The 18,001-nt window shown below is 68.4% G+C and carries 16 protein-coding genes; 15 read left to right on the forward strand and 1 reads right to left on the reverse strand.

What is annotated here, in order from left to right; translation table 11 throughout:
* Position 1 precedes the first annotated feature (1 nt).
* From rsmH to lpxC, 15 genes are all read left to right on the forward strand, one after another.
* Positions 2-943 carry a 16S rRNA (cytosine(1402)-N(4))-methyltransferase RsmH gene (rsmH, locus tag AAFN46_RS01730; RefSeq protein ID WP_347806951.1) on the forward strand — a complete coding sequence of 314 codons (942 nt, stop codon included), beginning with the start codon at positions 2-4 and terminating at the stop codon, positions 941-943.
* Positions 940-1,233 (forward strand): cell division protein FtsL, encoded by a 294-nt coding sequence (gene ftsL, locus AAFN46_RS01735; RefSeq protein WP_347806952.1) that lies wholly within the window; start codon positions 940-942, stop codon positions 1,231-1,233. The genes rsmH and ftsL overlap by 4 nt, the downstream gene beginning before the upstream one ends.
* The gene (locus AAFN46_RS01740) at positions 1,230-2,981 is read left to right on the forward strand and encodes a penicillin-binding transpeptidase domain-containing protein (protein WP_347806953.1); all 1,752 of its coding nucleotides are present in this window, start codon (positions 1,230-1,232) and stop codon (positions 2,979-2,981) included. The genes ftsL and AAFN46_RS01740 overlap by 4 nt, the downstream gene beginning before the upstream one ends.
* A complete protein-coding gene (gene murE, locus AAFN46_RS01745) occupies positions 2,981-4,444 on the forward strand; it encodes a UDP-N-acetylmuramoyl-L-alanyl-D-glutamate--2,6-diaminopimelate ligase (RefSeq protein ID WP_347806954.1) in 1,464 nt (487 codons plus the stop codon). Before AAFN46_RS01740 ends, murE begins: the two co-directional genes overlap by 1 nt.
* The gene (gene murF, locus AAFN46_RS01750; RefSeq protein WP_347806955.1) at positions 4,437-5,810 is read left to right on the forward strand and encodes a UDP-N-acetylmuramoyl-tripeptide--D-alanyl-D-alanine ligase; all 1,374 of its coding nucleotides are present in this window, start codon (positions 4,437-4,439) and stop codon (positions 5,808-5,810) included. The genes murE and murF overlap by 8 nt, the downstream gene beginning before the upstream one ends.
* Before the next feature lie 2 nt (positions 5,811-5,812).
* Positions 5,813-6,895, forward strand: coding sequence for a phospho-N-acetylmuramoyl-pentapeptide-transferase (gene mraY / locus AAFN46_RS01755; RefSeq protein WP_347806956.1), 1,083 nt, complete (start codon positions 5,813-5,815; stop codon positions 6,893-6,895).
* Between the two features lie 6 nt (positions 6,896-6,901).
* The gene (gene murD / locus AAFN46_RS01760; protein WP_347806957.1) at positions 6,902-8,248 is read left to right on the forward strand and encodes a UDP-N-acetylmuramoyl-L-alanine--D-glutamate ligase; all 1,347 of its coding nucleotides are present in this window, start codon (positions 6,902-6,904) and stop codon (positions 8,246-8,248) included.
* A complete protein-coding gene (gene ftsW, locus AAFN46_RS01765) occupies positions 8,245-9,468 on the forward strand; it encodes a putative lipid II flippase FtsW (protein ID WP_347806958.1) in 1,224 nt (407 codons plus the stop codon). Before murD ends, ftsW begins: the two co-directional genes overlap by 4 nt.
* Complete coding sequence (gene murG, locus AAFN46_RS01770) at positions 9,458-10,528, forward strand: undecaprenyldiphospho-muramoylpentapeptide beta-N-acetylglucosaminyltransferase (protein ID WP_347806959.1); 1,071 nt, start codon at positions 9,458-9,460, stop codon at positions 10,526-10,528. Before ftsW ends, murG begins: the two co-directional genes overlap by 11 nt.
* Positions 10,529-10,562: 34 nt before the next feature.
* Positions 10,563-11,963: a UDP-N-acetylmuramate--L-alanine ligase gene (gene murC / locus AAFN46_RS01775; protein WP_347807011.1), complete on the forward strand. Its 1,401-nt coding sequence runs from the start codon at positions 10,563-10,565 to the stop codon at positions 11,961-11,963.
* Entirely contained in the window at positions 11,960-12,901 is a 942-nt protein-coding gene (locus AAFN46_RS01780) for a D-alanine--D-alanine ligase (RefSeq protein WP_347806960.1), read from the forward strand. Before murC ends, AAFN46_RS01780 begins: the two co-directional genes overlap by 4 nt.
* A gap of 3 nt (positions 12,902-12,904) precedes the next feature.
* Positions 12,905-13,798, forward strand: coding sequence for a cell division protein FtsQ/DivIB (locus AAFN46_RS01785; protein ID WP_347806961.1), 894 nt, complete (start codon positions 12,905-12,907; stop codon positions 13,796-13,798).
* 5 nt (positions 13,799-13,803) lie between these two features.
* Positions 13,804-15,048, forward strand: a complete 1,245-nt coding sequence (ftsA, locus tag AAFN46_RS01790; protein ID WP_347806962.1) for a cell division protein FtsA — start codon at positions 13,804-13,806, stop codon at positions 15,046-15,048.
* A 50-nt stretch (positions 15,049-15,098) separates the two neighbouring features.
* The gene (gene ftsZ / locus AAFN46_RS01795; protein WP_347806963.1) at positions 15,099-16,298 is read left to right on the forward strand and encodes a cell division protein FtsZ; all 1,200 of its coding nucleotides are present in this window, start codon (positions 15,099-15,101) and stop codon (positions 16,296-16,298) included.
* A 112-nt stretch (positions 16,299-16,410) separates the two neighbouring features.
* Positions 16,411-17,322 (forward strand): UDP-3-O-acyl-N-acetylglucosamine deacetylase, encoded by a 912-nt coding sequence (gene lpxC / locus AAFN46_RS01800; RefSeq protein ID WP_347806964.1) that lies wholly within the window; start codon positions 16,411-16,413, stop codon positions 17,320-17,322.
* An 85-nt stretch (positions 17,323-17,407) separates the two neighbouring features.
* Here the strand turns inward: lpxC and AAFN46_RS01805 are convergent, their stop codons facing one another.
* Positions 17,408-17,860, reverse strand: a complete 453-nt coding sequence (locus AAFN46_RS01805) for a DciA family protein (RefSeq protein WP_347806965.1) — start codon at positions 17,858-17,860, stop codon at positions 17,408-17,410.
* Between the last annotated feature and the right edge of the window lie 141 nt (positions 17,861-18,001).

The following is an 18,001-nucleotide window of genomic DNA, read 5'->3' on the forward strand; positions in this document are numbered from 1 at the left end:
CATGACCAGCAGCTACCGCCATATCACCGTGCTGCTCGACGAGGCCGTCGAGGCCCTCGCCGTGCGCGAAGGCGGCTGCTACCTGGATGGCACCTTTGGTAGAGGGGGGCACAGCAGGTTGATCCTGCAGGGCCTCGGGGCAGCGGGGCGCCTGCTCGGGTTCGACAAGGATCCGCAGGCGATCGCAACGGGGAATGCACTGGCGGCCGAAGACGGCCGCTTCGTCGTTGTGCAGCGCAGCTTCGCCGAGTTGGGCGAGGAGGCCGCCGCGCGGGGCCTGGTCGGCAAGGTCGACGGCCTGCTGCTCGACCTCGGCGTGTCCTCGCCGCAGCTGGACGATGCCGAGCGTGGCTTCAGTTTCCTCAACGACGGTCCGCTGGACATGCGCATGAACCCGGGCGTCGGCATCAGCGCCGCGCAGTTCATCGCCACCGCCGACGAGGACGAGATCGCCCGGGTGTTCAAGGACTACGGCGAGGAGCGCTTCGCCAAGCGCATGGCCCGCGCCGTGGTGCAGCGCCGCGCACAGCAGCCGTTCGAGCGCACCGCCGACCTGGCCCAGGTGCTGACCGACGCCAATCCGGCCTGGGAGAAGGGCAAGCATCCGGCGACCCGCGCCTTCCAGGGCCTGCGCATCCACGTCAACAACGAGCTGGGCGACCTGGAGCGCGGCCTGGACGCCGCGCTGGAGGTGCTGGCGGTCGGTGGTCGTCTGGTGGTGATCAGCTTCCATTCGCTGGAAGACCGCATCGTCAAGCAATTCATGAAGCGTCAGGCCAAAGGCGAGGCGGACAAGCTGCCGCGTGATCTGCCGATCATTCCCAAGGCCTTCGAGCCGCGCCTGAAACTCCTGGGCAAGCCGATCTACGCCGGCGATGCCGAGGTCAAGGCCAACCCGCGCTCGCGCAGCGCGGTGATGCGTGTGGCGGAGAAGCTGCGGTGAGCCGCCTGTACGCCAAGCCCCTGCCGCCCGGCAGCCTGCTGCTGGCCGTGCTGTTCGGCGGCGTGCTGCTGTCGGCCATCGCCGTGTCCTACAGCGCGCACTGGAACCGCCAGCTGCTCAACGCGCTGTACGCCGAGCTCAGCGTGCGCGACAAGGCGCAGGCCGAGTGGGGGCGCCTGGTGCTGGAGCAGAGCACCTGGACCGCGCCCAGCCGCATCGAGGCGCTGGCCGCCGGCCAGCTGCGCATGCGTGTGCCCGAGCCGAGCGAAGTGCGGATGGTGGCGCCATGATCGGGCTCGAAGGCGCGCTCTATCCCTGGCGCTTCCGCCTGGTGCTGGCCCTGCTGGCGCTGATGGTTGGTGCCATCGCCTGGCGCATCGTCGACCTGCACGTGATCGACCAGGACTTCCTCAAGGCCCACGGCGACGCGCGCAGCGTGCGGCATATCCCGATTCCGGCGCACCGCGGCCTGATCACCGACCGCAACGGCGAGCCGCTGGCCGTCAGCACCCCGGTGACCACCCTGTGGGCCAACGGCAAGGAGCTGTTCAAGGCCCAGGAGCGCTGGGCCGACCTGGCCGCCGCCTTGGGGCAGGAGCCCAAGTCCTTCGCCCAGCGCCTGACCCAGGCCCAGGAGCGCGAGTTCATCTATCTGGTGCGCGGCCTCACCCCGGAGCAGGGGCAGCGCATCCTCGATCTCAAGGTGCCCGGCGTATACGGCCTGGAAGAGTTCCGCCGCTTCTATCCGGCCGGCGAGGTCACCGCCCATGTGGTCGGCTTCACCGACATCGACGACCGCGGCCGCGAGGGCGTCGAGCTGGCCTTCGAGGAATGGCTGGCCGGCGTGCCGGGCAAGCGCCAGGTGCTCAAGGATCGCCGCGGCCGCCTGATCAAGGACGTGCAGGTGGCGCAGAACGCCAAGGCCGGCAAGACCCTGGCCCTGTCCATCGACCTGCGCCTGCAGTACCTGGCCCACCGCGAGCTGCGCAACGCGCTGATCGAGCAGGGTGCCAAGGCCGGCAGCCTGGTGATGATCGACGTCAAGACCGGCGAGGTGCTGGCCATGGTCAACCAGCCTTCCTACAACCCGAACAATCGCCGCAGCTTGCAGCCGGCGGCCATGCGCAACCGCGCCATGATCGACGTGTTCGAGCCCGGCTCGACCATGAAGCCGATCTCCATGGCCGCCGCCCTGCAGAGCGGGCGCTGGAAGCCGGAGGACAAGGTCGAGGTCTGGCCGGGCTCGCTGCAGATCGGCCGCTACACCATCAAGGACGTGTCCAAGACCCAGGGCCCGGTCCTCGACCTGACCGGCATCCTGATCAACTCGTCCAACGTCGGCATGAGCAAGATCGCCTTCGATATCGGCGGCGAGTCGATCCACGAGATGATGAGCAAGCTCGGCTTCGGCCAGGACACCGGCCTCGGCTTCCCCGGCGAGCGGGTCGGCGAACTGCCCAGCTACCGCGAATGGCGCAAGGCCGAGACCGCCACCCTGTCCTACGGCTATGGCGTGTCGGTGACCGCCGTCCAGCTGGCCCATGCCTACGCCACCCTGGCCAACAACGGCCAGGTGCTGCCGCTGTCCATGACCCGCGTCGACCGCCAGCCGGTCGGCGCCCAGGTGGTGCCGGAGAACGTGGCCAAGACCCTGCAGGGCATGCTGCAGCAGGTGATCGAGGCGCCGCGCGGGGTGTTCCGCGCCCAGGTGCCGGGCTATCACGTGTCCGGCAAGAGCGGCACTGCGCGCAAGGCCAGCGTCGGCACCAAGGGCTACCGCGAGAACGCCTACCGCTCGATGTTCGCCGGCTTCGCGCCGAGCTCCAACCCGCGCATCGCCATGATGGTGGTGATCGACGAACCGAGCAAAGGCGGCTACTTCGGCGGCCTGGTCTCCGCGCCCGTTTTCAGCAAGGTGATGGCCGGCTCCCTGCGCCTGATGAACATCACTCCCGACAACCTGCCGCCGCCGGTCGATCCGGCCGTGGCGCAGCCGCAGACCGCCGCTGCCACTACCGGCCAGGGAGGGCGAATCTGATGCCCATGCCCCTCAATCAATTGTTGCCGCAGGCGAACAGCGCCGTGCTGATTCGCGAACTGACCCTGGACAGCCGCAAGGTACGCCCGGGCGACCTGTTCCTCGCCGTGCCGGGCCTGGCCCAGGACGGCCGCGCCCATATCGCCGACGCCATCGGTCGTGGCGCCGCCGCCATCGCCTTCGAGGCCGAGGGCGCCGCCGTGGTCAGCGCCAAAGGCGCCGAGCTGGTGCCGATCAGGAACCTGGTCGGCCAGCTGTCGGCCATCGCCGGGCGCTTCTACGGCGAGCCGAGTCGCGCCCTGCGCCTGGTCGGCGTCACCGGCACCAACGGCAAGACCAGTGTCAGCCAGCTGCTGGCCCAGGCCCTGGACCTGCTCGGCGAGCGCTGCGGCATCGTCGGCACCCTCGGCACCGGCTTCTACGAGGCGCTGCAGAGCGGTCGCCACACCACCCCGGACCCGGTCGCCGTGCAGGCCACCCTGGCCGACCTCAAGCAGGCCGGCGCCCGCGCCGTGGCCATGGAGGTCTCCTCCCACGGCCTGGACCAGGGCCGCGTGGCGGCGCTGGACTTCGACCTGGCGGTGTTCACCAACCTGTCGCGCGATCATCTGGACTACCACGGCAGCATGGAGGCCTACGGTGCGGCCAAGGCCAGGCTGTTCGCCTGGGCGGACCTGAAATGCCGGGTGATCAACCTGGACGACGACTTCGGCCGCCGGCTCGCCGCGCAGAAGGGCGAGTCGCGCCTGATCGGCTATAGCCTGAGCGACGCCTCGGCCTATCTGTACTGCCGCGAGGCGCAGTTCGACGACCACGGAGTGCGCGCGCGTCTGGTCACCCCGCAGGGCGAAGGCCTGCTGCGCAGCCCGCTGCTCGGCCGTTTCAACCTGAGCAACCTGCTGGCCGTGGTCGGCGCGCTGCTCGGCCTGGGCTATCCGCTGGACGAGGTGCTGCAGGCGCTGCCCAGGCTGCAGGGCCCGGTCGGGCGCATGCAGCGCTTCGGTGGCGAGCGCCTGCCGCTGGTGGTGGTCGACTATGCGCACACCCCGGATGCCCTGGAGAAGGTGCTGGAGGCCCTGCGCCCGCATGTCGGCGGCCGCCTGCTGTGCCTGTTCGGCTGCGGCGGCGACCGCGATCGCGGCAAGCGCCCGCTGATGGCGCAGGTGGCCGAGCGCCTGGCCGATGCCGTGCTGGTCACCGACGACAACCCGCGCAGCGAAGACCCGGTGCAGATCGTCGCCGACATTCGCGCCGGCTTCGCCAAGCCCGAGGCTGTCGACTTCGTGCATGGCCGTGGCGATGCCATCGCCCGGCTGATCGCCACGGCTCGGGTGGGCGATGTGGTGGTGCTGGCCGGCAAGGGCCACGAGGACTACCAGGAGATCGCCGGCGTGCGCCAGCCGTTCTCCGATCTGGAAGAAACCCAGAAGGCCCTGCAGGCCTGGGAGGTCGCCCATGCTTAAGCCGCTGCTGCTCAGCGAAGTGGCCCAGGCCCTGGAGGCCCGTGTGCTGGGCGCCGACGTGGCGTTCTCCGCCGTGTCCACCGACAGCCGCAAGATCGAGGCCGGCCAGCTGTTCATCGCCCTGGTCGGGCCGAAGTTCGACGGTCACGACTATCTGGCCGATGTCGCCGCCAAGGGGGCCGTCGCCGCCCTGGTCCAGCGCGAGGTGCCGGGTGCGCCGCTGCCGCAGCTGCTGGTGGGCGACACCCGCATCGCCTTGGGCCGGCTCGGCGCGCTCAATCGTTCTGCCTTCGACAAGCCGCTGGCCGCCGTCACCGGTTCCAGCGGCAAGACCACGGTCAAGGAGATGCTCGCCAGCATCCTGCGCGCCGGCCTGGGCGGCCCGGTGCTGGCCACCCGGGGCAACCTGAACAACGACCTCGGCGCGCCGCTGACCCTGCTGGAGCTGGCGCCCGAACATGTCGGTGCGGTGATCGAGCTGGGCGCCAACCATGTCGGCGAGATCGCCTACACGGTCGGCCTGACCCGCCCGCAGGTGGCCATCATCACCAATGCCGGTCTGGCCCACGTCGGCGAGTTCGGCGGGCCGGACAAGATAGTCGAGGCCAAGGGCGAGATTCTCGAGGGCCTGGGCGACGACGGAATCGCCGTGCTCAACCGCGACGACAAGGCCTTCGCCACCTGGCAGGCCCGCGCCAAGGGGCGCCGGGTGCTGAGCTTCGCCCTCCACGAGCAGTCCGCCGACCTGCGCGCCGCCGAACTGTGGCGCGATGCCCGCGGCTGCGCCGGTTTCGCCCTGGCCGGCGTGGCGGGGGAGGCGCGCATCCAGCTCAACCTGCTCGGCGAACACAGCGTGGCCAATGCCCTGGCCGCCGCCGCCGCGGCCCATGCCCTCGGCGTGCCGCTGGTCGGGATCAAGGCCGGGCTGGAGAGCCTGCAGCCGGTCAAGGGCCGCGCCGTAGCGAGCCTGGCGCCGAACGGCCTGCGCGTGATCGACGACAGCTACAACGCCAACCCGCTGTCCATGTGCGCGGCAGTGGATATACTCGCCGCCTTCTCCGGCCGCACCGTCCTGGTGCTGGGAGACATGGGCGAACTGGGCGAGTGGGCCGAACAGGGCCATCGCGACGTCGGCGCCCATGCCGCAGGCAAGGTCGACGCACTCTATGCCGTGGGCCCGCTGATGGCGCATGCCGTCGCGGCTTTCGGTGCCGATGGCCGTCATTTCGCCGATCAAGCCAGTCTGATCGAGGCACTTCGCCACGAATCGGGCGGCACCACCATTCTAGTTAAAGGCTCGCGCAGCGCGGCGATGGACAAGGTCGTCGACGCACTGCTGGATCGGGCATCGGGGGAGGCTCACTAATCATGCTGCTGCTGCTGGCCGAGTACCTGCAACAGTTCCACACCGGCTTCGGGGTGTTCCAGTACCTGACGTTGCGCGGGATTCTCGGCGTGCTCACCGCCCTGGCTCTGTCGCTGTGGCTCGGGCCCTGGATGATCCGCACCCTGCAGATCCGCCAGATCGGCCAGGCCGTGCGCAACGACGGTCCGCAGTCGCACCTGTCGAAGAAGGGCACGCCGACCATGGGTGGCGCGCTGATCCTCACCGCCATCGCCGTCAGCACCCTGCTCTGGGCCGACCTGTCCAACCGCTACGTGTGGACCGTGCTGGCCGTCACCCTGCTGTTCGGCGCCATCGGCTGGGTCGACGACTACCGCAAGGTGATCGAGAAGAACTCGCGCGGCCTGCCCAGCCGCTGGAAGTATTTCTGGCAGTCGGTGTTCGGCCTGGCCGCCGCCGTGTTCCTCTATATGACCGCGCAGAGCCCGGTGGAGACCACCCTGATCGTGCCGCTGCTCAAGGACGTGGCGCTGCCGCTGGGCGTCGGCTTCGTGGTGCTGACCTACTTCGTCATAGTCGGCACCAGCAACGCGGTGAACCTGACCGACGGCCTCGACGGCCTGGCCATCCTGCCCACCGTGATGGTGGCCGGCGCGCTGGCGATCTTCTGCTACCTGTCGGGCAACATTAAATTCGCCGAATACCTGCTGATCCCCTACGTGCCGGGCGCCGGCGAGCTGATCGTGTTCTGCGCCGCGCTGGTCGGCGCCGGTCTCGGCTTCCTGTGGTTCAACACCTATCCAGCTCAGGTCTTCATGGGCGACGTCGGCGCGCTGGCGCTGGGCGCCGCGCTGGGCACCATCGCCGTGATCGTGCGCCAGGAGATCGTGCTGTTCATCATGGGCGGGGTGTTCGTCATGGAGACACTGTCGGTGATGATCCAGGTCGCCAGCTTCAAGCTGACCGGCAAGCGCGTGTTCCGCATGGCGCCGATCCACCACCACTTCGAACTCAAGGGCTGGCCGGAGCCGCGCGTGATCGTGCGCTTCTGGATCATCACCGTGATCCTGGTGCTGGTCGGCCTGGCCACCCTGAAACTGAGGTAATAGAGCGTGCCTTTGATCGCTTCCGACCAGTTCCGCATCGTTGTCGGCCTCGGCAAGAGCGGCATGTCCCTGGTGCGCTTCCTGGCGCGCCAGGGCGTGCGCTTCGCCGTGGCCGATACGCGCGCGAACCCGCCGGAGCTGGCGACCCTGCGGCGCGACTATCCCGAAGTGGAAGTGCGCTGCGGCGAACTGGACGTCGACTTCCTCTGCCGCGCCACGGAGCTCTACGTGAGCCCCGGCCTGGCCCTGGCCACCCCGGCGCTGCGCGAGGTGGCCGCCCGTGGGGTGCGGATGTCCGGCGATATCGACCTGTTCAGCCGCCACGCCAAGGCGCCGATCGTCGCCATCACCGGCTCCAACGCCAAGAGCACCGTCACCACCCTGGTGGGCGAGATGGCAGCGGCGGCCGGCAGGAAGGTCGCGGTCGGCGGCAATATCGGCACCCCGGCGCTTGACCTGCTCAGCGACGACGTCGAGCTCTATGTGCTGGAGCTGTCCAGCTTCCAGCTGGAGACCACCGAGCGCCTGAGTGCCGAGGTAGCCACCTGCCTGAACATCAGCGAAGACCATATGGATCGCTACGACGGCATGGCCCAGTACCACCTGGCCAAGCACCGCATCTTCCGCGGCGCCAGGCAGGTGGTGGTCAACCGTGACGACGCCCTGTCCCGCCCGCTGATCGCCGACCAGGTGCCGTGCTGGAGCTTCGGCCTGGGCAAGCCCGACTTCAAGCGCTTCGGCCTGATCGAGGAGGGTGGGCGCAAGCACCTGGCCTTCCAGTTCGAGACCCTGATGCCCACCGCCGAGCTGAAGATTCGCGGCGCGCACAACCAGTCCAACGCCCTGGCCGCCCTGGCCCTGGGCCATGCCGTGGGCCTGCCGTTCGCCGCCATGCTCGACACCCTGCGCCAGTTCGCCGGCCTGCCGCACCGCTGCCAGTGGGTGCGCGAGCATCGCGGCGTGGGCTACTACGACGACTCCAAGGCCACCAACGTCGGCGCCGCCCTGGCCGCCATCGAAGGCCTGGGTGCCGATATCGCCGGCAAGCTGGTGCTGATCGCCGGTGGCGACGGCAAGGGTGCCGACTTCTCCGCACTCAAGGCGCCGGTGGCCAGGTTCTGTCGCGCCGTGGTGCTGCTCGGCCGCGATGCCGAGCAGCTTGCCGCCGCCCTGGGCGACGCGGCACAGCTGGTACGGGTGAAGACCCTGGACGAGGCCGTGCAGCGTGCCGCCTCCCTGGCGCAGAGCGGCGATGCCGTGCTGCTGTCGCCGGCCTGCGCCAGCCTGGACATGTTCAAGAACTTCGAAGAACGCGGGCGCCTGTTCGCCCAGGCGACGGAGGCCCTGTCATGAGCCTGCTCGCCCGACTGCTTGCCGCCCCATCGCCGCTGCGCACCCGCCGCGGCATCGACCTCGACTTCCCGCTGTTGGCCGGTTGCCTGGCCCTGCTCGGCCTGGGCCTGGTGATGATCACCTCGGCCAGTTCGGAAGTCGCCGCGGCCCTGTCGGGCAACCCGCTCTATCACATGACCCGCCACCTGATCTATCTGGCCATCGGCATCGCCGCGGCGCTGGTCACCCTGCTGATTCCCATGGCGTTCTGGCAGCGCCATGGCGCCAGCCTGCTGCTGATCGCCTTCGCCCTGCTGGTGCTGGTGCTGATCCCCGGCATCGGCCGCGAGGTCAACGGCGCCAAGCGCTGGATCGGCTTCGGCCTGTTCAACCTGCAGCCGTCCGAGCTGGCCAAGCTGTTCACCGTGCTGTTCGTCGCCGGCTATCTGGTGCGCCGCCAGGAAGAGGTGCGCGAGCAACTCTCCGGCTTCCTCAAGCCGATGCTGGTACTCGGCCCGATGGCCGCGCTGCTGCTGGCCGAGCCGGACTTCGGCGCCACAGTGGTTTTGGTCGGCTCGTGCATCGTCATGCTGTTCCTCGGCGGCATCAACCTGCTGCGCTTCATTCCTCTGGCCGCCGTGGTGCTGGCCGCCGGCGTGCTGGTGATGGTGAGCCAGGCCTACCGCCTGGAGCGCCTGACCAACTTCGTCGACCCCTGGGCCGACCAGTACGGCGCCGGTTACCAGCTGAGCCAGGCGCTGATCGCCTTCGGCCGTGGCGAGTGGCTGGGCGTGGGCCTGGGCAACAGCATCCAGAAGCAGTTCTACCTGCCGGAGGCGCACACCGACTTCGTCTTCGCCGTGCTGGCCGAGGAGCTGGGCATGGTCGGCGCCCTGATCACCGTCGGCCTGTTCGTCTTCGTCGCCGTGCGCGCCCTGTACATCGGCCTGTGGGCGGAGAAGGCCAAGCAGCTGTTCGCCGCCTACGTGGCCTATGGCATCGCCATCCAGTGGATCGGCCAGGTGCTGATCAATATCGGCGTGAACGTCGGCCTGCTGCCGACCAAGGGCCTGACCCTGCCGTTCCTCAGCTACGGCGGCAGTTCGCTGATCGTCTGCTGCATCGGCCTGGCCATGCTCCTGCGCATCGAGTGGGAGCGCCGCACCTCGCTGGGCAGCGAGGAAATCGAATTCAGCGAGTCGGACTTCTTCGACACGGAGGAGCCCCAGCATGCGCGGTAATGTCCTGATCATGGCCGGCGGAACCGGCGGCCACGTGTTCCCGGCCCTGGCCTGTGCCCGCGAGTTCCAGGCGCGCGGCTATGCCGTGCACTGGCTGGGCACCCCGCGCGGCATCGAGAACGAACTGGTGCCGGCGGCCGAGCTGCCGCTGCACCTGATCCAGGTTTCCGGCCTGCGCGGCAAGGGCAAGCTGGCCCTGCTCAAGGCACCGCTGCAGCTGGTGCGGGCGCTGTGGCAGGCGCGCCGGGTGATGCGCCAGCTGCAGCCGGTGTGCGTGCTCGGCATGGGTGGTTTTGTCACCGGCCCCGGCGGCCTGGCCGCACGCCTGAACGGTGCGCCGCTGGTGATCCACGAGCAGAACGCTGTGGCCGGCACCGCCAACCGCAGCCTGGCGCCCTTCGCCAAGCGCGTGTGCGAGGCCTTCCCCAATACCTTCGGCAAGGCCGACAAGCTGCGCACCACCGGCAACCCGGTGCGCGAGGAGCTGTTCCTCGAGACCCCGCGCGACAGCCTGGTCGGGCGCAAGCCGCGCCTGCTGGTGCTGGGCGGCAGCCTGGGCGCCGAGCCGCTGAACAAGCTGATTCCCGCCGCCCTGGCCAAGCTTCCGGCCGAGCTGCGGCCCAAGGTGTTCCACCAGGCCGGCAAGCAGCACGATCAGGTCACCGCGGAGCGTTATCGGCAAGTCGCGGTCGAAGCCGAGGTCGCGCCCTTCATCCGCGACATGGCGCAGGCCTACGCCTGGGCCGATCTGGTGATCTGCCGCGCCGGCGCGCTGACCGTCAGCGAGCTGGCCGCCGCCGGCCTGCCGTCGCTGCTCGTGCCGCTGCCGCACGCGATCGACGACCACCAGACCCGCAATGCCGAATATCTGGCGAAGGAGGGCGCCGCCATCCTTCTCCCGCAACATGCGACCGACGCGGACAAGCTCGCCGCGCAGTTGACCGAGGTTCTGATGCACCCAGACAAACTCAAGACCATGGGCCGCACCGCGCGCACCCTGGCCAAGCCCGACGCCACCCGCACGGTGGTCGATATCTGCCTGGAGGTGGCCCGTGGCTAAGTCTCCCGCCGCCGCGCGTTCGGAAATCCGCCGCATGCGTCGCATCCGCCGCATCCACTTCGTCGGCATCGGCGGCGCCGGCATGTGCGGCATCGCCGAGGTGCTACTCAACCTCGGCTACGAAGTCTCCGGCTCCGACCTCAAGGCCTCGGCCGTGACCGAGCGCCTGGAAAGCTTCGGCGCCACCATCTTCATCGGCCACCGCGCGGAAAACGCCGAGCAGGCCGACGTGCTGGTGGTGTCCAGCGCCATCAACACCGCCAACCCGGAAGTGGCCACCGCCCTGGATCGGCGCATCCCGGTGGTACCGCGCGCCGAGATGCTCGCCGAGCTGATGCGCTACCGCCACGGCGTGGCCGTGGCCGGCACCCACGGCAAGACCACCACCACCAGCCTGCTGGCCTCGGTGTTCGCCGCCGGCGGCCTGGACCCGACCTTCGTCATCGGTGGCCGCCTGAATGCCGCCGGCACCAACGCCCAGCTCGGCAGCAGCCGCTACCTGATCGCCGAGGCCGACGAGAGCGACGCCAGCTTCCTGCACCTGCAGCCGATGGTCTCGGTGGTCACCAATATCGACGCCGACCACATGAGCACCTACGGCGGCGACTTCAACGTGCTGAAGAAGACCTTCGTCGAGTTCCTCCACAACCTGCCGTTCTACGGCCTGGCCGTGCTCTGCGTGGACGATCCGGTGGTGCGCGAGCTGCTGCCGCAGGTGGCCCGCCCGACCGTGACCTACGGCTTCGCCGAGGACGCCGACGTGCGTGCCATCAACGTGCGCCAGGAAGGCATGCGCACCTTCTTCACCGCCCTGCGCCCAGGCCGCGAGCCGCTGGACGTGTCGGTCAACATGCCGGGCAACCACAATGTGCTCAACGCCCTGGCGACCATCGCCATCGCCACCGACGAGGGCATCGAGGATACCGCCATCGTTCAGGGCCTGTCGGGCTTCCAGGGCGTCGGTCGGCGCTTCCAGGTCTACGGCGAATTACCGGTCGAAGGCGGCAACGTGATGCTGGTCGACGACTACGGCCACCATCCGCGCGAAGTCGCCGCGGTGATCAAGGCCGTGCGCGGCGGCTGGCCGGAGCGCCGCCTGGTGATCCTCTACCAGCCGCACCGTTTCAGCCGTACCCGCGACCTGTACGACGACTTCGTCCAGGTGCTCGGCGACGCCAACGTGCTGCTGCTGATGGAGGTCTACCCGGCCGGCGAGGAGCCGATTCCCGGCGCCGACAGCCGCCAGCTGGCCCACAGCATCCGCCAGCGCGGCCAGCTCGACCCGATCTACGTCGAGCGTGGCGCCGACCTGGCGCCGATCATCAAGCCGTTGCTGCGGCCGAACGACATCCTGCTGTGCCAGGGCGCCGGCGACATCGGCGGCGTGGCCCCGCAACTGATCAAGCACCCGCTGTTCCAGGGGGAGACGAAATGAGCCTGCACTCCACCCTCGATCCCAAGGCCTTCGGCCGCGTCGCCGTGCTGTTCGGCGGCAAGAGCGCCGAGCGCGAGGTGTCGCTGAAATCCGGCAACGCCGTGCTGCAGGCCCTGCAGGCCGCCGGCGTGGATGCCTTCGGCATCGACGTCGGCGACGACTTCCTGCAGCGTCTGAGCGCCGAGAAGATCGATCGCGCCTTTATCGTGCTGCACGGCCGCGGCGGCGAGGACGGCTCCATGCAGGGCCTGCTCGAGTGCGCCGGCATCCCCTACACCGGCAGCGGCATCCTCGCCTCGGCGCTGGCCATGGACAAGCTGCGCACCAAGCGCGTGTGGCTGAGCCTGGGCCTGCCGACGCCCAACCACGCGGTGCTGGCCAGCGAGGCGGATTGCCGCGCCGCCGCCGCCGAACTGGGCTTCCCGCTGATCGTCAAGCCGGCCCACGAGGGCTCCAGCATCGGCATGGCCAAGGTCGCCGACGTCGACGCGCTGATTGCCGCCTGGCGCGACGCCGCCCGCTACGATGCCCAGGTGCTGGTCGAGCAGTGGATCGCCGGGCCCGAGTTCACCATCGCCATGCTGCGCGGCCAGGTGCTGCCGCCGATCGGCCTGGGTACGCCGCATACCTTCTACGACTACGACGCCAAGTACCTGGCCAGCGATACCCAGTACCGCATCCCCTGCGGCCTGTCGGCCGACAAGGAAGCCGAACTGAAGGAACTGACCGCGCGCGCCTGCGAGGCGGTCGGCACCCAGGGTTGGGCCCGTGCCGACGTGATGCAGGACGCCGACGGCAAGTTCTGGCTGCTGGAAGTGAACACCGTGCCGGGCATGACCGATCACAGCCTGGTGCCGATGGCCGCGCGCGCCGCCGGCCTGGATTTCCAACAGCTGGTGCTGGCCATCCTGGCCGACAGCGTCGAGGCGAGGGGCTGAGTCATGGTCGCCACCGTCCGTCACCATGCGCAGCCGATCGGGGGTGCCAGCCGGCGCCAGCCCATCGCTGCGCGTGGCGCCAGCCGGATGGTGGCCAAGGAACCGCTGGCCGCGCGCCTGCCCAAGCCGGATTTCGGCGGCCTGGCCAGCGGGGTCAAGCGCCTGGGCTGGCCGTTGCTGCTGCTGGCCCTGGGCGTCGGCACCTACGAGGGCGCCCAGCGCTTGCTGCCCTACGCCGACCGGCCGATCGCCAAGGTCAGCGTGCAGGGCGAGCTCAGCTACATCAGCCAGCAGGCGGTGCAGGAGCGCATCGCGCCCTATGTGTCGGCCAGCTTCTTCACCGTCGACCTGACCGGCCTGCGCACCGATCTGGAGCGGATGCCCTGGATCGCCCGCGCCGAAGTGCGGCGGGTGTGGCCGGACCAGGTGGCCATCACCCTGGAAGAGCAGCTGCCCATAGCCCGCTGGGGCGACGGCGCGCTGCTCAACAACCAGGGCCGCGCCTTCGCCCCGCGCGAGGCGGCCAATTACGAGCACCTGCCGCTGCTGTCCGGGCCGCAGCGCGCCCAGCAGCAGGTGATGCAGCAGTACCAGGTGCTCAGCCAGCTGCTACGGCCGCTGGGCTTCAGCATCGGCAGCCTGGAGCTGCGCGAGCACGGCAGCTGGTTTATCAGCACCGCCCAGGGCGTGGACATCCTCCTGGGTCGGGATCACCTGGTCGACAAGATGCGCCGCCTGGCCAGCATCCACGACAAGGTGCTCAAGCAGCAGATCGCGAATATCGCGCGCATCGACCTGCGCTACGCCAACGGCCTGGCCGTGGCCTGGCGCGAGCCGGTGGCGCCGGAGGCGGCGGGCAAAGCGCTCGCCGCCCCAGTGAATCGAGGAGAACAGTAGAGATCATGGCAAGCGTGCAGAGCGGCAAGATGATCGTCGGCCTGGACATCGGCACCTCCAAGGTGGTGGCGCTGGTGGGCGAGGTGACGGCCGACGGCGAGCTGGACATAGTCGGCATCGGCACCAGCCCGTCGCGCGGCCTGAAGAAGGGCGTGGTGGTCAATATCGAGTCCACCGTGCAGTCGATCCAGCGCGCCGTCGAGGAGGCGCAGCTGATGGCCGGCTGCCGCATCCACTCGGCCTTCGTCGGCATCGCCGGCAACCATATCCGCAGCCTGAACAGCCACGGCATAGTCGCCATCCGCGACCGCGAGGTGAGCCCGGCCGACCTCGAGCGCGTGCTCGACGCCGCCCAGGCGGTGGCCATTCCCGCCGACCAGCGGGTGCTGCACACCCTGGCGCAGGACTATGTGATCGACAATCAGGAGGGCGTGCGCGAGCCGCTCGGCATGTCCGGCGTGCGCCTGGAGGCCAAGGTGCACGTGGTCACCTGCGCCACCAACGCCGCGCAGAACGTCGAGAAGTGCGTGCGCCGCTGCGGCCTGGAAGTGGACGACATCATTCTGGAACAGCTGGCTTCCGCCTACTCGGTGCTGACCGAGGACGAGAAGGAGCTGGGCGTGTGCCTGGTCGACATCGGTGGCGGTACCACCGACATCGCCATCTTCACCGAAGGTGCGATACGTCACACGGCGGTGATTCCGATCGCCGGCGACCAGGTCACCAACGATATTGCAATGGCATTACGCACCCCGACCCAGTATGCCGAGGAAATCAAGATTCGGTATGCTTGCGCCCTCGCCAAACTGGCCGGTGCAGGGGAGACCATCAAGGTCCCCAGCGTGGGAGACCGGCCACCGCGGGAGCTGTCCCGCCAGGCTCTGGCCGAGGTTGTCGAGCCCCGTTACGACGAGCTCTTCACCCTGATTCAGGCCGAACTGCGGCGCAGTGGCTACGAGGACATGATCCCGGCCGGGATAGTCCTCACCGGCGGTACCGCCAAGATGGAAGGCGCCGTCGAACTGGCCGAGGAAATCTTCCACATGCCGGTGCGCCTGGGCGTACCCCACAGCGTCAAGGGACTGACCGACGTCGTGCGTAATCCGATTTATTCCACAGGCGTGGGCCTGCTGATGTACGGGCTGCAGAAGCAGTCCGACGGCTTCCACGCGCCTGGGATTCAGTATGGCGACGAGCCCAAGACACCGGTACTGGAGCGGCTGAAACGCTGGGTCCAGGGCAATTTCTGATGTGAAACGCGGTAGCTGTAGGCGATAACTAAAAAGGAAGGAGAGGGGAAATGTTCGAACTAGTAGATAACGCACCACAAAGTGCAGTGATCAAGGTGATCGGCGTGGGTGGCGGCGGCGGTAATGCCGTGAACCACATGATCAAGAACAACATCGAAGGCGTGGAGTTCATCTGCGCCAACACCGACGCGCAGGCGCTGAAGAACGTCGGCGCGCGCAGCGTGCTGCAACTCGGCCCGGGCGTGACCAAGGGCCTGGGTGCCGGCACCAACCCGGAGATCGGCCGTCAGGCCGCCATGGAGGATCGCGACCGCATCGCCGAAGTGCTGCAGGGCGCCGACATGGTCTTCATCACCACCGGCATGGGTGGCGGCACCGGTACCGGTGCGGCGCCGATCATCGCCGAAGTGGCCAAGGAAATGGGCATCCTCACCGTCGCGGTGGTGACCCGTCCGTTCCCCTTCGAGGGGCGCAAGCGCATGCAGGTCGCCGACGAGGGCATCCGTGCCCTGTCCGAGTGCGTCGACTCGCTGATCACCATCCCCAACGAGAAACTGCTGACCATCCTCGGCAAGGACGCCAGCCTGCTGTCCGCCTTCGCCAAGGCCGACGACGTGCTGTCCGGCGCCGTGCGCGGCATCTCCGACATCATGCAGCGTCCGGGTCTGATGAACGTCGACTTCGCCGACGTGAAAACGGTGATGGGCGAGATGGGCATGGCCATGATGGGCACCGGCGCGGCCAGCGGCCCGAACCGTGCACGCGAGGCCACCGAGGCGGCGATCCGCAACCCGCTGCTGGAAGACGTCAACCTGCAGGGCGCGCGCGGCATCCTGGTCAACATCACCGCCGGTCTGGATCTGTCTCTCGGCGAATACGCCGCGGTGGGCGAGATCATCGAGGCCTTCGCCTCCGAGCACGCCACCGTCAAGGTCGGCGCGGTGATCGATCCGGACATGCGCGACGAGCTGCACGTGACCGTGGTCGCCACCGGCCTGGGCGCGCGCATCGAGAAGCCGGTCAAGGTGATCGACAACACCATCGCGACCGCCACCGTGGCCACCCCGGCCGCCAGCGCCAGCGCGGCACCGCGTGCCGCCGAGCAGTCGAGCGTCAACTACAAGGACTACGAGCGCCCGACCGTTCAGCGCCAGAGCCTCGCCGGCAGTGCCGCCGCGGCCAAGCTGAACACGCAGGATGACCTGGACTATCTGGATATCCCGGCCTTCCTGCGGCGTCAGGCTGATTGATGTTGTCTATCAGGAGTATATCGGTGATTGGTGTTCAGCAAAGGGCGGTTCTGCTATCATCGCCGCCCATTGTTGAAAACAGTTCGCAACACGCGTGCAAGCAGCCAAAACCATGATCAGACAACGCACCCTGAAGAACATCATCCGTGCCACCGGTGTTGGCCTGCATTCTGGGGAGAAGGTTTACCTGACCCTCAAGCCGGCCCCGGTGGATACCGGTATCGTGTTCCGTCGCACCGATCTGGACCCGGTCGTGGAAATCCCCGCCCGAGCGGAGAATGTCGGTGAGACCACCATGTCGACCACCCTGGTCAATGGTGAGGTCAAGGTGGATACCGTCGAGCACCTGCTTTCGGCCATGGCAGGCCTGGGCATCGACAACGCCTACGTCGAGCTCTCGGCATCCGAAGTGCCGATCATGGACGGCAGCGCCGGTCCCTTTGTATTCCTGATTCAATCGGCGGGCCTGGAAGAGCAGGAAGCGCCGAAGAAGTTCATCCGCGTGCTGCGCGAAGTGACGGTGGAGGAGGGCGACAAGCGCGCCACCTTCCTGCCCTTCGACGGCTTCAAGGTGAGCTTCGAGATCGACTTCGATCACCCGGTGTTCCGCGGTCGTACCCAGACCGCCAGCGTCGATTTCTCCAGCACCTCCTTCGTCAAGGAAGTCAGTCGCGCGCGCACCTTCGGCTTCATGCGCGACATCGAGTTCCTGCGTTCGCAGAACCTGGCGCTCGGCGGCAGCGTGGACAATGCCATCGTGGTGGACGAGTTCCGCGTGCTCAACGAAGACGGCCTGCGTTACGAGGACGAGTTCGTCAAGCACAAGATCCTCGATGCCATTGGCGACCTCTACCTGCTGGGCAACAGCCTGATCGGCGAGTTCAAGGGCTACAAGTCCGGCCACGCGCTGAACAACCGCCTGCTGCGCACCCTGATCGAGCAGACCGATGCCTGGGAAGTGGTGATCTTCGACGACGCCAGCACCGCACCGATCTCCTATATGCGCCCGGTCGCGGCCGTGTAAGCAATACCCCCTCCCTTCTGTTGTATTCAGGCCACCTTCGGGTGGCCTGTTTTTTTCTGCTGCGCTTTTGCGGGCGCGGCAGTGCTCAGTCGCGCCTGGCATTGCGCGCCAGGCGCTCCAGGGCGGCGCGCAGCCTGGGGTCGGCGATCCCTTCGGCGGCGCTGTGGAGGCTCTCGGCGGCGGCCCCCGACAGCTCGACCCGGTTCGCCTGGTAGGCCACCTGGGGGCTCGGCGGGCGCACCTTGACCTGGATCTTCTGCAGCCCGGCGAACTCCGGCAATGCCAGCAGGGCGCGCTGCAGGCGGCGCTGCTGGTAGTGCAGGCGGGTGGCCCAGTGGCCGTTGCTGGTCAGCAGGAGCAGGCAGCCGTCGTGCCAGCTGGCCACCTGACAGTGCTCGCGCGCGGCCGGCTCCAGTTGTGCCTGCACCAAGGTCTGCAGCCTGTCCAGGCGCTGGGCGGCGCTGAACAGCGCCTGCAGCGGCTTGTGTTCGCGCAGCAGGGCGGTAGGGGACTTGGCGGCGGGCGGGCGCAGGCTCATGGCGAAAGTTTCGTGGGCTGGTGTGCCCATCTTAGCAAAGGCCCTTGCAGCTGTCGGTGGCCGTCCCCATATAGGTGGGAGGGCACGCTTGGCATATCCGGCCGGCTCGTGGGCGTTCGCCCTTTTCTCGCCGACTTTTCC

Source organism: Pseudomonas sp. CAU 1711 (assembly GCF_039888625.1).
Classification (GTDB): Bacteria; Pseudomonadota; Gammaproteobacteria; order Pseudomonadales; family Pseudomonadaceae; genus Aquipseudomonas.